14 protein-coding genes and 1 pseudogene are annotated in these 14196 nt (G+C 57.9%); 3 read left to right on the top strand and 12 right to left on the bottom strand.

The window, feature by feature from the left end:
- Positions 1–243 precede the first annotated feature (243 nt).
- From MF268_RS21135 to MF268_RS21120, 4 genes are all read right to left on the bottom strand, one after another.
- Positions 244–1446 (bottom strand): CaiB/BaiF CoA transferase family protein, encoded by a 1203-nt coding sequence (locus MF268_RS21135; RefSeq protein WP_238372843.1) that lies wholly within the window; start codon positions 1444–1446, stop codon positions 244–246.
- A gap of 81 nt (positions 1447–1527) precedes the next feature.
- Complete coding sequence (locus tag MF268_RS21130; protein WP_238372842.1) at positions 1528–2493, bottom strand: Bug family tripartite tricarboxylate transporter substrate binding protein; 966 nt, start codon at positions 2491–2493, stop codon at positions 1528–1530.
- Complete coding sequence (locus tag MF268_RS21125; protein ID WP_238372841.1) at positions 2490–4031, bottom strand: tripartite tricarboxylate transporter permease; 1542 nt, start codon at positions 4029–4031, stop codon at positions 2490–2492. The genes MF268_RS21130 and MF268_RS21125 overlap by 4 nt, the downstream gene beginning before the upstream one ends.
- 7 nt (positions 4032–4038) lie before the next feature.
- Positions 4039–4479 carry a tripartite tricarboxylate transporter TctB family protein gene (locus MF268_RS21120; protein WP_238372840.1) on the bottom strand — a complete coding sequence of 147 codons (441 nt, stop codon included), beginning with the start codon at positions 4477–4479 and terminating at the stop codon, positions 4039–4041.
- Positions 4480–4613: 134 nt separating this feature from the next.
- On the opposite strand from MF268_RS21120, the gene MF268_RS21115 reads away from it, so the two are divergent.
- Positions 4614–5555: a LysR family transcriptional regulator gene (locus MF268_RS21115; protein WP_238372839.1), complete on the top strand. Its 942-nt coding sequence runs from the start codon at positions 4614–4616 to the stop codon at positions 5553–5555.
- A 315-nt stretch (positions 5556–5870) separates the two neighbouring features.
- Here the strand turns inward: MF268_RS21115 and MF268_RS21110 are convergent, their stop codons facing one another.
- The 3 genes from MF268_RS21110 to MF268_RS21100 form a co-directional block, all read right to left on the bottom strand.
- Entirely contained in the window at positions 5871–6497 is a 627-nt protein-coding gene (locus MF268_RS21110) for a flavin reductase family protein (RefSeq protein WP_238372838.1), read from the bottom strand.
- An 86-nt stretch (positions 6498–6583) separates the two neighbouring features.
- Positions 6584–7510: a fumarylacetoacetate hydrolase family protein gene (locus tag MF268_RS21105; RefSeq protein ID WP_238372837.1), complete on the bottom strand. Its 927-nt coding sequence runs from the start codon at positions 7508–7510 to the stop codon at positions 6584–6586.
- A 24-nt stretch (positions 7511–7534) separates the two neighbouring features.
- A complete protein-coding gene (locus tag MF268_RS21100; protein WP_238372836.1) occupies positions 7535–8656 on the bottom strand; it encodes a cupin domain-containing protein in 1122 nt (373 codons plus the stop codon).
- A 187-nt stretch (positions 8657–8843) separates the two neighbouring features.
- Here MF268_RS21100 and MF268_RS21095 point away from each other — a divergent pair, with 187 nt between their 5' ends.
- On the top strand, positions 8844–9539 hold the full coding sequence (locus MF268_RS21095; RefSeq protein ID WP_238372835.1) for a GntR family transcriptional regulator: 696 nt from the start codon (positions 8844–8846) through the stop codon (positions 9537–9539).
- A 118-nt stretch (positions 9540–9657) separates the two neighbouring features.
- Here MF268_RS21095 and scpB read toward each other — a convergent pair whose 3' ends face one another.
- From scpB to MF268_RS21075, 4 genes are all read right to left on the bottom strand, one after another.
- Positions 9658–10260 carry an SMC-Scp complex subunit ScpB gene (scpB, locus tag MF268_RS21090; RefSeq protein ID WP_238372834.1) on the bottom strand — a complete coding sequence of 201 codons (603 nt, stop codon included), beginning with the start codon at positions 10258–10260 and terminating at the stop codon, positions 9658–9660.
- Positions 10261–10263: 3 nt separating this feature from the next.
- Positions 10264–11148: a DUF1403 family protein gene (locus MF268_RS21085; protein WP_238372833.1), complete on the bottom strand. Its 885-nt coding sequence runs from the start codon at positions 11146–11148 to the stop codon at positions 10264–10266.
- A gap of 279 nt (positions 11149–11427) precedes the next feature.
- Positions 11428–11721, bottom strand: coding sequence for a CcdB family protein (locus MF268_RS21080; protein WP_238372832.1), 294 nt, complete (start codon positions 11719–11721; stop codon positions 11428–11430).
- A 12-nt stretch (positions 11722–11733) separates the two neighbouring features.
- Positions 11734–11955, bottom strand: coding sequence for a type II toxin-antitoxin system CcdA family antitoxin (locus MF268_RS21075; protein ID WP_238372831.1), 222 nt, complete (start codon positions 11953–11955; stop codon positions 11734–11736).
- 94 nt (positions 11956–12049) lie between these two features.
- On the opposite strand from MF268_RS21075, the pseudogene MF268_RS21070 reads away from it, so the two are divergent.
- Positions 12050–13035: pseudogene (locus tag MF268_RS21070) on the top strand (site-specific integrase).
- Between the two features lie 48 nt (positions 13036–13083).
- Here the strand turns inward: MF268_RS21070 and MF268_RS21065 are convergent.
- Positions 13084–14196: a ParB/RepB/Spo0J family partition protein gene (locus MF268_RS21065; RefSeq protein WP_238372830.1), complete on the bottom strand. Its 1113-nt coding sequence runs from the start codon at positions 14194–14196 to the stop codon at positions 13084–13086.

The raw sequence follows: 14196 nt of genomic DNA, 5'->3' as shown, positions 1-14196 counted from the left end.
AAGCCCCCTCCTCCGCGAGGACTTTCAGCAAGCGCTAGCAATACATTATTCGAAAATGTTTATTTTATGACGAATGCTTGATTATTAAAAAACCTGGCAAATACAGCGGTGTGAATTTCTTACAATATTTATTATAGTGTCACGCCGCAAATTAAAGTTTTATGTCAATTCCTTACCGATACTACCCATGTTTCTTGACGGAGCTGTTCCTGAAAAAAACCGGCAACATACACACGTCGGTCCTCAGATTTTCCCGGCGGTTCGCAAGCTTTCTATCGCGCCATCATCATAGCCCAGAGCGCCAAGCACCGCATCGGTGTCTGCGCCAAGTTCGGAAGGCACGCGGGTAGCAGTGGTCGCTTTGCCATTCGCAACGAAGCTGAGCGAAGGCACGTGGACCGGGTGATCAATCCCTTCGATCTCAAGCGTGGACATCAAACCGCGCGCAGCAATCTGGTCTTCGTGCAGTATTTCCTCCAGCCCGCGTATGCGTCCTGCGGGGACTGTTACGTCAGCGAGAATTGTCTCCCATTCGGCGGCTGTGCGGGTCAAAAATATCGCGTTCAGTTTTTCACGCAACTCTGCAGCATTCTGACTGCGATCCCCGGGCGTACCCCAGCGCGGGTCCTGCAGGATGTCGGGTGCGCCGATTGCGTGGCACATACGCTGGAACTGCAGTTCATTGTTGGCGGCCAGCATCAGCACCCCGTCCGCGGTTTCGAAAGCTCCGGACGAAGGGCTCTGGCTCCAGGCTTCATTGCCCGATTGCTGAGGGATCCAGCCGGTTGTGAGATGGGTGCTCATCAGGGAAGCCATCAGCATCAGCGACGTATCGAGCATCGACACATCAACCTGAACGGCTTCGCCGGTGCGTTGAGTTTCGAGCACGCCGGAAACAACGGCCAGGGCTGCGTTCATTCCGGTGGCATAATCGACATAGGGCGATCCCACCTTGTTCGGCCCCGATCCGGGCTGACCGGTGGTCATCATGATACCGCACATGCCCTGGATGACATGGTCATAAGCCGGACGGCCGCTGAATGGGCCGTTCTGCCCGAAGGCGGATATGGAGCAATAGACGATCTTGGGCGCCAGCGCCTTGACCACCTCGAAACCCAGACCCAAGCGTTCGGCAACACCCGGCTTGAAATTCTCTATGAAGATATCGGCGGTCGCGATCAGTTTCTTCGCAACCTCAAGACCTTCCGGGGTTTTGAGGTCAAGTGTGACAGACTTCTTATTGCCGCCCTGAACAATGTAAGCCAGTCCCAGCTTTCTTTCAGCCAATTCAGGGACTCCGCCGCCAACGCGGGTCCAGTCCCCCTCACCCGGTTTCTCAATTTTCAGCACTTCCGCGCCCATCAGTGCGAGAAGATAGGTGGCATAGGGTCCGGCGAGCACCTGTGACAGGTCGACGACCCGCAGGCCCTTGAGCGGTTGGAACATCGGTAGAGTCCTTATGAAACGTTCGGGTAAGGGAATGTGCCGCACAGCCCTAGCCGGGGCCGTGCGGTCAGATGCAGACAATTATTGCGGTTCGATACCCGCTTTGCGGAATATCTCGCCATGCACCTTGTAGGTCCGATCCATCTCGGCGCGGGCCTCTTGTGCATTCATGTACATGACCGGAATGGCGGCCGAACCGGTGACCTTCAGAAAGGTTTCATCGGTTTCGGCCTTGGCCAGCGCATCGGAAATCTTTTGCACGATCTCCTGCGGTGTGCCCTTGGGAAGCATCACCCCAGCGCGGCTGTCCATGGCAAGTGGATAGCCGTATTCCTCGATTGACTTAACATCGGGCCAGGACGGCTGGCGATAGGTGGTCAGTGTGGCCAGAGTTTTGATCTGGTCAGGATACTTAACGTGGATGCCCCCGGAATAGGCCGCCGCCACCTGATTTCCCAAGAGCGTATTCACCATGTCGCCGCCACCCTTGACCGGGACATAATTGACCTCCAGTCCCTCTTTCTTAGCGATCTCGTTCATCATCATTCTTGCCGTAGGACTGAGAGATGCGACCGAAAAGCCGGGGTTTTCTTTTCCCCAAGCGATGAACTCGTCGAGATCGTCATAGGGCGCACTGGCGGGCGCGGCGAGGCTGACCTGATAAGCCGTTATGAACCCGGCCCATTCAAAATCTTCCGGTGTGAAGTTCACGCGTTTCATCAGGAAAGGTTCAGCGTTCACGACCGAGTTGGCATGGAACAGCATCGTATAACCGTCAGGCTCGGCCTGGGTCACCTCACGTGCGGCAACAGCCCCGCCCGCACCCGGGCGGTTTATGACGTTGATCGGTTGGCCGAGTTCGGCCGACATGACCTGCGCCGCAGCGCGGGCAACCAGATCGGTCTGTCCGCCGGCGTTGTAGCCGACCAGCATCGAGATCGGTTTGGTCGGGTAGTCCTCTTGGGCCAGCACGGGGCCGGTCAGCCCGGTTGTGCCCAGAAAGAGCACGGCAAAGGCCGCTGTAAGGTGGCGTCGGTTCAGTTTCACGATATCCTCCCTTCGTGATTTTGTCCTGTGACGGCGGGTCCGGTTTCGCGGGACGCGCTTTGGGTGCGGCCCCGCGCAAGGATGACAAGCGTCACCAGCGTGAGGGCCATGAAGACAAGCGCAATCGGGTGGTCGCCCAGATTGCGCCAGTCGTGGTTCAGAAGCTGAAGGGACTGCCGAAAGGTCAGCTCGGCCGACGGGCCAATGACAAAGCCGATCAGAAAGGTGACGAACGAGAAGTCCAGTTTCTTGGCGAAGAAGCCCAGCAATGCAAAGCCAAGCATGATCCATATTGGGAAGAGGCTGCTGGTTTCCATATAGGAACCGATGCAGCACAGCAGCAGCACGCCCGGGATGATCAGCCGGATCGGCACCCGGACGACCTGCGAAAACAGACGCTGCCCTGTCAGGCCGATAGCAAGCAGCACGACGCTGGCGCAGAGCATGGCGGCATAGACTGCGGCGACCAACTGCGGGTCCTCGCGGAACATCAGCGGCCCCGGCGTCAACCCGTGTAAGACGAAGGCCGCGATCAGGATGGCCGCAATCACGCTGCCCGGAATTCCGAGCGCGAAGAGCGGGACGAAACTTGACGGCACCACAGCATTGTCGGCGCTTTCGGCAGCGGCGACGCCTTCGATCCGGCCGGTTCCGAAGCTGTCGGGGTCGTCGGACGCTCGGCGTGTGGCGCCATAGGACAGGAACGACCCGACACTGGCACCGAGGCCGGGCAAAATGCCAACGAGCGACCCGATGAACGTGCCGCGCAGGATCGGCATGGCGCAGCGGCGCCAATCATCACGCGTGACCGTACGGTCGGCGGGATCATCGCTTTCGGCCATGGCAGCTGTCTGCTCATCCAGTTGTTCCATGTTTCCCGCCTGGATCGCCATTTCGGCGACGGCCAGCATACCGATGGCAATCGGGATCAACGGCAGCCCGTCGTCTAGTTCGAGGAGTCCGAAGGTCAGCCTTGGAATGAAGCTTTCGGTTTCGAGCCCGACCGTGGCGGCAAGAATCCCGAATGCGGCAGCGATCAGGCCTTTAATCAGGGACTTGCCGGACAGACCGCCGATAAAGGTCAGGGAAAAGACGAGGATCGCGCAAAGTTCGACCGGACCGATCAGCAACGCATATTGGGCCAGTGGCGCGGCAAGGGTGATCAGTACGACGGTAGACAGGAAATCGCCGATGACGGACGCATAGAGTCCCATCTTTAGCGCCTTCTGCGCCTTGCCCTGCCGGGCCAACGGATAGCCGTCGAGTGCGGTCGGCGCGGAAGACGGCTCGCCCGGGGTGTTCAACAGGATGGCCGATACGGCACTGCCTGCGGCTGATCCCTTGGCGATGCCGATCAAAAGCGCGATGGCGGCCACGGGTTCAAGATAAAAGGTCAAGGGAATGGCAACGGCCACACCGGTGCCTTTGCCGAGCCCCGGGAGCGCGCCGAGCACGTAGCCCGTCGTGACGCCGACCAGGATCCAGAACAGGGTGTAAAAGTTCAAGACGTCGTTGAAGCCGCCGATCAGGGATTGCATGTCAACCTCACAGGATCGGAGTTCGCAGTATCTGGTAAAACAGCACCCACGCCGCGCCCAGCAGCGCTGCGGTCATCACCGCAACCACAAGCGGTCGGCGTTCGCCCAGCAGCAGGAGTGTGCCAGCGACCAGCGCGATCCCGGCCCAGAGTGGACCGGCCAGAAAGAACAACGCCAGCGCGACGGCGAAGGCTACCATGAATTTCAGCAAGGCAAATATCTCTGAACGTGAAATCGGTGCAGGACCTTCGTCTGCAGTGCTGCGCAAATTTGTCACGATGAGGAGCAGCGACAGTCCGGTAATCGACCAGAGCATGATCTGAGGCACCAAACGGGGCGAGACCATCCCCGGCGGCCCTTCCTCAATCTGAACGGGGATGACAACAAAGATCATAAGCAGCCCGAACACCGCCAAGGCAGCGCCGGAAATTATGTTTGCGGTTCTCATCTATTCCTCCCTTGGAAAGGACGCGCCTTTCCGACCAGCTCGCCCTGATGATGAAAACGGCTGGTTTTTGAAGACAATCAAATGGTGCATGATAAGAAAAGATCGAACTTTCTATCATGTGATCAGGAAACCTGATGGCTAATCCCCGGTACTATCGTCTTCGTCTGCGACACATCCTATTGCTCGAACTGATCGAGGAGGAAGGATCCCTTCGCGCTGTGGCCGAAAGACTGAACATCAGTCAGCCAGCCGTTTCGGCCATGGTCCGCGATCTCGAGGAAGCCTTTGGAACCGAGCTTGTGGAGCGTTCCGTCCGCGGAGTCGTCCTTAACCAGGCGGGTCAGCTTGCGCTGACGCGCAGCCGTCCCAGCCTTGCGTTCATCGAACAACTGGCCGACGAAATCGCGATCAAGGACATGCCTGAACTGAGAGTCGGCGCCAACCCGGCCGTCATGCTAAACCCAATTCCCATGGCGCTCCGAAGGCTTATGTCAGGAAACATTCGCAACCGATTCACCTTTCGAACCGGACTTGTCGGCGAAATGGTCGATGCATTGGTGAATGGAGAAATTGATTGCTACATCGGCCAGGTAAACTGGGCCGGTATCGACTCGGATGCTGCTGACATGCTGAAGTGCCGCCATCTTGGCCAATTCGGATTGTCGATCGGTTGCGCCAGAGATCACCCGCTGACCCGGAAAGAGGTAGTGCGTCCGGAAGATTTGTTAGACTACCCATGGGCTTCCGCGTCGGAGGCTTCGGCGAACTGGCAGGCCATCAGCACCCAGTTCCGCCGAAACGGATTGAAACCGCCCGACGCTCTGGTGACAACCGGTTTGATCGGGATACTGTCCATCTCCGCCGATACCGAGTGCCTGTTCTGTGGTCCCAGTTGGGTCATCCGTCATCGGATCACGGGCGGTTCTTTAACGAGTCTCGACGTCGAAGATTTTGACATGACCCCCGCCGCATTTGATTTTCTTTCTCTCGTAGAACCAAGGCCTGGGTCCGCGATGGGTGACTGGCTAGCTGCGCTCGAAGCCGAATTGACGGCGCACGAGATCAAACCGTTTTGAAAACGTCCCATGCACCGGCTTTTCCGAAGCGCGTTGCCATACACCGGATACCTTTGGACGGAAGATTTTTATTCGACATGCGTATCGACTGTGGGCGGAAAAAGAGATCAGTCGGATTCCCGGGCAGGCATGATGGTCCTCTCTTACAGGAGGGTTCCGCCATCGTGCTCAGGAAAACGGACGCCGGATGGATCCGAAACGCTAGGATCTGTAAGAGATCATCATGAACTTGCGGGATCTTTAAATGGGTATCGTCCAAGGAATTGGAGACATCTTCAGATCATTAAATCGCTCTTCTGTTTTTGTGGTCAGACCTCATTTTGTTTCGTTCGCGTAAACCGGCCGCTCAAGTTCGAACAGGTCGCGTGCCTGAGCATACCAGCCCGCGCCGTGCATTCGTGCGATCAGATCAAGCGCGACAGTGTCGACATGGCCGCGCTTCGGGTCGAGCAGACAAGCATCGGCGATGTGGATTGCCTTGACCTCGCCGATCAGGAGACGCTGAACAGGCCCGGTTTCCACCACCTGCTGCATCACACATTCGAACGACACCGGGGCCCGCACGATCCTCGGCGCGGCAACGTGCGCGCCGTGCAGGGTTTCAAGCTTCGCAAGATCCACTTCGCTCACGTCGGGCGGCGCGTCGATGCAGGTGAGGTTCATCGCTTCGGCCAGGTCCCGGCTTACCAGGTTCACCACGAAGTCCTTTGCCGAAAGGATGTTGCGCGCGGTATCCTTGAGGCTGCCGTCGGGCTTGCCCATGATCCCAAGCGCGACGACCGGGGGCGCATCGCCCATCACGTTGAAAAAGCTATAGGGTGCAGCATTCACGGTGCCTTCGGACGAAACACTGGTGACCCACCCGATCGGGCGCGGCGTCACGGTGGCTGTCAGCAGCTTGTAACCCAAAGTGCGCGTTTCAGGTGTCAGATCATAGCGCATTGTGGCGTTCCAATCGTGGTGTTGCGGTCACCCCGAGCAGCGCGGCGGTATTCCTCCGCGAAAGACGATACCGGTCAGCACGCATCTCATTCTCCCGGCGGCGTGTTGTCGACAACCGGGTGCCGCAGGGTGCCGACACCTTCTACACAGGCCACGATCACGTCACCCGGCCACATCCATTCCTGCGGATCGCGACCTGCGCCCACACCTTCGGGCGTGCCGGTGGCGATGATGTCGCCAGATTCAAGCGTGATGCCCCGGCTGATATCCGCGATCAGTTCATCGACCTTAAAAAGCATCTTCGCAGTGCTCGAATTCTGCTTTTTCTCGCCGTTCACTGTCAGCCACAGGTCAAGCGTATGCGGATCGGGGATTTCGTCGGCGGTGACGATGCAAGGGCCGAAGGGCGCATAGCTGTCCATACCTTTGGAAAAGATCCACTGCTCGGCACGACGGTTGTCACGGGCCGACACGTCGATCATCACTGAATAGCCAAAGACATGCGACAGCGCGTCTTCCCGGCGCACCCTTTTCGCGCGGGTGCCGATGATTGCGGCCAGTTCGACCTCCCAATCCAATTGCTTGGTCATACTGCTGTCATGCAGGATCGGTTCACCCGGTCCGATAACGCTAGTCGGGGGTTTCGAGAATACAACCGGCTCGCGCGGCAGATCGGGGTTCGTGTCGAGCGTCTTTGCGCTTTCCGCCACGTGCTCTGTATAGTTCAGACCAATTCCGAAGATGTTCTTGCGCGGCCGGGGGATCGGCGCCAGAAGCGTTACATTTGCCAGCGCGGTCGCGGTGCCAGCCGGCAGCGTCTCGCCCACGCGTTTCATAAGTGCGCGCAGCGCATCCAGCCCGGCCTGACCGGTGTCGATCAGTCCCAGCATCGTGTCCGGCAGCTTTTCCCCTTGCGAGGTCGCCAGCGCCGCCACGTCAATAACCTGATCTCCATGGCACAGTCCGAGCCGAGCTGCGGCCTCAACGCCGCTGCGAAACGTCACGAGTTTCATTTCTTATTCCTTTATTAGAGTGCGTCACAGGACAGGCTGATGGCCGCCATTTTCGCCAAAAGCCTGTTCACGAAAGAGCCCCATGGCCCGCATAACCGGCAGGTCGTTCAGACAGAATAGCACGGCATCGTCGCGGTCCGAGGCATTGGCGTGTTCATGCCAGGCCCAGGACGGGACGCAGAAGATATCATGCTCGTTCCAATCGAAGCGCTTGCCGTTGATGATTGAATGGCCACTGCCTTTGGCGACGTGATAGAGATAACTGCCGGTATGACGATGGGCCTTGGTCCGCTCCCCCGGCCGCAGCATCTGCATGCTGGCCCCCAGGGTCTTCATCACAGGTCCGTTCGTGACAGGGTTAACGTATTCCATCAGTACACCGTCGAACGGCGATCCGTCCGAGCAGCTGGCAAGTTTGACAAGAGCTTCGTAGGTCGGTGCCCATTCGTACTTGAACATAGGGCTATAGCCCTTCGTCCAGTTTCCGCCGCCCGGCGTCAAACCGGGATTACCCCATGTCTTCGTCATGTCATCGACCGGATAGGCGACAGCCTGACTCAGATCCGGATGAACCTCGTAGAAATTGGCCTCCATCGCATTGACAAAGGGAATATCGAGCCCGTCCTGCCAGATGCAGGGTGAGCCATCTGACGAAACTGCATGTTCGTGCCATGTACCGTTAGGCGTCAGAACGAAATCGTTATGGCCTAGCGTCATCTTGTGGCCGTCGACTACGGTGTAGGCTCCGGTGCCCTCCATGATGAAGCGGATCGCGCTGGCCGAATGGCGATGCGCGCTGGCCTGTTCGCCCGGATGCATTACCTGCAGACCGGCGTAGATCCACCCCACCGCTGCCGCGACATCGCTGCGACCCGGGTTGTTTAGATAGATTACCCTTCGTCCGGCTTTTTCAGGCGTCACCAGTTCGACTGAACGCAGCACATGCTCGCGAAGGTCTTGGAACCGCCACAGCACCGGCTTCGAGCTGCTCACGGGCTCCCAAGGTTCGATCTTGTTCGCGACAGTCCAGAGAGCGCCCGCATCATAGCTTTCAAGCTCATCGTAATAAGCCAGCAACTCTGGCGTATCCTCGACGTTAGCGCGTCCGGCAACGTCCTCGCGGTAGCTGTCTCTCGGCTTGCTCATCGATTCCTCCATTCGCGTTCTGGAAACGACCATATCGACGTTCAACACAAAATCAAAATATTATCGAAAATGTTATATTCTTGATATTATTCTGAGTATCAGCGAAAATATTCTATGATTTCGGTACTATTGGCGCTTGCTTGCGCTGTTCAGTGCCGAGCAGAGAGGACAGTTCGTGGGCAAGGCTTTGAGCAAATCAACCAAATCGCGCGGCGAGCAGGCCTATTCGCTACTGCGTCACGAGATCATTAGGGGGGCCTTTGCCCCCGAACAGCCATTGCGGTTGGCTCAGTTGCAGGAGCGCTGCGGCGTTGGCTTTTCCCCGCTGCGTGAAGCTTTGACACGGCTGGCAGCCGAAGGTCTGGTTACCTCCGAAGCCATGCGTGGCTTTCGCGTGGCCCCGCTGTCGCTTGACGATTTGCGCGACACTATGGAAACGCGAACCTATGTCGAAACCGAGGCTCTGCGCCGCTCGATCGAGCGCGGCGACGACGATTGGGAAGGACGTATCGTTTCGAGCCTGCACGCGCTGGGTCGCCAGAACGAACGCAGCCATCCTGACGATCCCGACAGCCTCGCCGCGCTCGAAGACCGTCATCGCGATTTTCACGTGGCCCTGATCTCCGCCAGCGGCTCTCGCAGGCTGGAGCAAATTATTGATAATCTGTACCTCGGGTCGGTCCGTTACCGGATGCCCAGCCTCGGCAACCTTTCATCGAACCCAGCCCGCGACCTGATGATCGAGCATGGCGCGATTTCGGACGCGGCGCTTGCCCGCGATGCACCACACGCCGTCGAACTGCTGACCGCTCATTACAGTCTGACCGCCGAATTGCTGATCCAAGCTCATTCTGACCGGTTAGGCCGGGCTGCCAACGGCTGAGAAGAATGAGGCGGAGACTTTCCGGACCTGGGACATTCGGACCACAGGTGAACCGATCCGCCCGCGTCCGTACCGGTGATTCATGGAAGACAGCTTAACATGTGGTCTCGGACCTGACTCAAGTTCTAAGTGCTGAAATCATACCCGCATCCTCCATTTGCTCTCTGTCTGGAAGGTCGCGTAGGCTCTGCAACCCGAAGGCCACCAAGAACTGCTCCGTGGTCACATAAGTGTAGGGTGCGCCCGGGCGTGGCGATCTTGGCCCGGTCGCGATCAGTTTACGCGCGTGCAACCGACCGATCAGGTCACGGCTAATGTCTCTGCCGAAAATATCCTTTAACCCGTCGCGTGTAACCGGCTGATCATAAGCGATGGCAGCAAGCACTGCGATGTCGAATTCAGCCAGGTCCAGAAGTTGCTCGGCAACGTCGGCAGCGGCGCGAATGGCAGACGCGTAGGGAACGCGCGTCCGGAACAGCCAACCACCGGAAACCTTCGCAAGCTCAAACGCCCGCCCTTCCAGATCGGCTGCTAAATCATCGATCAGAAGGTCGACCGAGACCCCCTGCCCTACCACCCGCGCCAGATCTTCGCGCGACACTGGTGATCCGGTTGCGAACAGCACGGCCTCGATGCGCCGCATCCATTCACGCCAGCGCAACTCCGGTAACAGATCGGACAATTCTCGGTCAAATTCAGGCTTGGATCGATCCTTTGTCATCGCTTAGACGCCGTATAACCGGAATGTGTCACGCCCCGTAAGCTCCCGCACTACACCGAGCTGCACCAGACGATCGCAAAGGCGGCGCGCCGCACGGTCCGGCAAGGGCAGAGCCGATGGCATGACGGCATCGCGGGTCAAGAAGATCTCGACTGCTCCCCCCGCTCCTTTGGACCGGAGCTTCGGCGCGACCGCCTTTAAGCGCATGGTGCGCCGGGCAAGATCGGCGGCAAGAGGTACGACATCGCTCGCCGAGGTGATGATCGCCCGATGACAGGCCAGTCGAAGGTCTTCACCCCGCTTGCGCAGGTCTGCGCGATTCAAGCCAACTGCCAAAAGAGGTACGACATAGTCCCAACCAAGCGCTTGGGCCAGAGCGGCATCAGCCATGATCAGCGCCAAAGTTTCGGTATTCGGTACGTCCTCCAAAACGGTTTCCAGAACCGTAGCCACGCGGGCCACAGGGGCACCCCGCGCTACGGCAAGCCAGCTGGCAATCTGGCTTTTGCTTAACTTTGGCAGTATCCGGTCCAGCGCGTTGAGCCTCACCGGACGCTCGACTGCACGACGCCAAGCCAAGCATATCTCTCCAGCCGGACCGGGAAGATCGCCGGGGCGCAGAAGGTGCAGCGCATCCCGCAATTCCCGTTCGCGCTCCTGCCGGCCAGAGAATGCCACACAGGCCGTAGCAGCTCTGAGGGCCAGGCGATCTCTTAACAAGGCTTGGGGGACGTCGTTCTGACTGAACACCAGATGCAGGTGGCTCAACGCCGCACCCGACAAAAACGCCACATCCTCAAGCGTTTCGACACGCGTCGAGGTGACCCAAGAGGGCATCCGAGATATATTCTCGAGACCGCCAGTCAGCGTCATCTGGGAAAACGTCATTCCCAACCACTACCCGACCACGGCGCTTTTGCCTACATTTTAATAGAGAAACCGCCCGTCCCTAGTGGGTCTTGCTATGTCCGATAATCTTGATTTGGTCAACGGCGATCCCTACGCTCCAAAGTAGCGTTTAAGTTAGGCGGATTCCGAATACAGCACTGCTTCCGAAAAGAGAGTATTGGTATCGGCTTTCAGGTCTACCCGACATAATCTCAATGCCGGCACAAAGGTAAAACAATGAGAGAGGGTAAAACGAAATTTTCGATGGGCGGGATAGCATCAGACACCGTCGATGAGGATGTCCAGAGCGCGCTTCAAGGCGTCCCGGTGCGCCGCCAGAGACCCTACCACTTCACGCAGCTCCGATCCCGGCACCGCAGCCATTTCCTGTACACGAACGATCCAAACACTCCCTGCAACCTCAACAGACGGAGTGAGACCTGGAAAAGCCGCGTACCGTCCAGCATCACGCAGAGGAGCCACGATCCGAGACGCTTCTATGCCAATCAGGTCAGTCTGAAGGTCCACGACAAGTTGACCACTTGCCAGGCGGTAGAGGTCGAACTGCGCCATTGTCCACCTACCCTAAAAACTTCTGTAGCCGACCAGCGGCAACCCTTCCTTCGTAACCTCCTCGGCATAGGCGTCGATCGCCGATTTATTCTCAGTGCGCCACAAGCGATTTCGCTCCAACTTTGCGGCATCGGCTATCGCTGCTTCGGCGAGACGTGACATATTGAGCCCAAGCGCGCGGGCAGTCTCCGCGACATCGGCATCGAGGGTCAAATTGACTTTCACGCGTCCCATGGTAGCCTCATATGTAATGCGTATAATTTAGGAGTATAGACCAGGCTCATCGTCCGAGCAAGATATTGCGGAAGACTCTGGTCTTCCCTCGGATATAGCAAAGGCGCGCTCATTTGATTTGCGGGCAGAAACGAAAGCGATTGCGATTTGCTGTCAGTGTCAGAAAACACGCTGAAGGCCTACACTTGGGACTGGGCGCATTTTACGCGTTGGTGTCGGTTCAAAGGCACCAACCCCCTGCCCCCTTCGCCAGAGACGATTGGTCTTTATATCACCGATTTGGCCGCTGGCGCTGACCCTTCATCTGTACTGTCGGTTGAAACCGTTGAACGTCGTCTCGCGGGATTGGCTTGGAGTTTCGCGCAGCGTGGATTCCATCTGGAACGCAAGAACCGTTACATCGCGAACGCAATCGCTGAAATCAAGCGTAAGAATACGCGACCAAAAAGGCAAAAGACCGCTATCTCAGCCAACGATATCTTAGCGATGATTGCTACCTTGCCTTTCGACCTGCGCGGGCTTCGCGATCGAGCTATTTTGTTGATTGGCTTCGCTGGTGGGCTGCGCAGATCAGAGATCGTAAGCCTCGACGTCCTTCCGTATTCCACGCGTGAAGGCGGCAATCGCATCGAAATTTTGGAAGAAGGAGCATTGCTCACCCTCCGTGCCAAATCTGGTTGGCGTGAGGTGGAGATCGGTCGAGGGTCTGGCGAGCAGACTTGTCCGGTTCATGCTTTGGAACAATGGTTAACGTTCGCGAAGATTGATGTCGGGCCGGTATTCGTTGGAACATCGCGCGATGGCAAGCGGGCGCTTGAGACACGGTTGAATGACAAGCACGTGGCACGGCTCATCAAGCAGGCGGTTCTTGACGCTGGCATCCGGTCCGAATTGCCGGAGAGTGAGCGGCTAGCGCTTTTCTCCGGTCAATCGCTGCGCACCGGTCTTGCCAGTTCAGTTTCAACTGAGGAAAACGACTTTCCGAATCTACGCGGGCAGACCTCGTTCGACATCATCCGCAACTCCGGGGGGCGCCGAAAAAGATTTGGAGTGAATTTGACCAAGGCCGCCGGTCTATAGGAGATCGTTCAATTTGGCCGCGGACTGCTTGGGTTTCGCGGCGAAACCTTATGACTTTTCCAGCAAGAATTGTATTTCGGTCAACAGGCTGTCCATACGTTCGGCGTCAATCGCCCTGCCCTCGAACCTGACAACAAAACCCTGGCTATCTTGCATTGATCGGATTGTGATCCCCGTAGATGTTTTGACGCTCTTCGCGCCCGCCCAGTCTGATGGCTGCTTTTCAGTCTTTGGCCTGCCGCCTCGACTCTTGTCGCGCGGCGCGGACTCTAATGCGACAATAACAGGTTCCATCAGCGCCCATTCCTGATCCGCGTCGTCCACCGAATGGCTCGACAGCGCGTCACGTAGGCGAGCTTCGGCCCCAAGCCTCAAAGCCGCAGCAAGCCGCAGGCCACGCTTTTCGGTCAGCAACTCAGCATGTTCAAGCATATCGCCGAGCTCTTCGAAGATCAGCGCAAAGGACCGCACCTTGGACCGCTTGGCCTTGGACCCGTTTGCAAAAAGTTTCGCAACCGCCTCCTCCGTATTCGCGAACGCGCCCTGCTGTGCCGAGATGACTGCAATTCGGCCACGCTCGAAATGGCTGAGTTCGGAACGGATCTCATTCTCTTCGACCATCGAGACAAAGGCAGCATCCATCCCGGTTCGAGGACGAAGGATGGCTCGGATCCTCGTGTATTTTTCGGCCTCGGTTAGATCGTACAAACCGCGCACAGCCAACAGACGCCGATAGCCCGAAATCAACCCGTAGCGCACACCGTCGGGCCGGGGCTTTTCCAACTCGTAAACTTCAATCGGCAAGCGTAGCCCGCTGGAACTGATCGAGAGACGCAGCTCAAGCATTTCGGCTTCGTCGACGTTCATCCGGTCGCGTATCATCGCACTCTCGGCTATCTCGCGCGTCGGAAGTTCGGTTATCAAAAGACCTTCTTCCTGTGCTTTGTGATACCGTGCGGCGTCGGCCTCGGTGCGCGCCCGGACCGCCCTGACGTCGGCCCCCTCAGTCTGGACCTGCGACGCAGTTTCGGCGGCGACCTGCGCGATCGGCGCGATCGAGTGCGATAGCGGCGGGCGAGGGGAGGTTTCGCTGCGAAATTCCTGCTCGATCCGGTCGAGGTCGGCGGTGCTCGGTGTTTCCAGACGTCTGCGCTTAACCAT

Origin of the sequence: Heliomarina baculiformis (assembly GCF_019966545.1) — a bacterium.
In the GTDB taxonomy this organism is placed as follows: Bacteria; Pseudomonadota; Alphaproteobacteria; order Rhodobacterales; family Rhodobacteraceae; genus Heliomarina; species Heliomarina baculiformis.
Note: the sequence above shows the minus strand (reverse complement) of the source record. Positions and strands in the feature narration are given on the sequence as shown.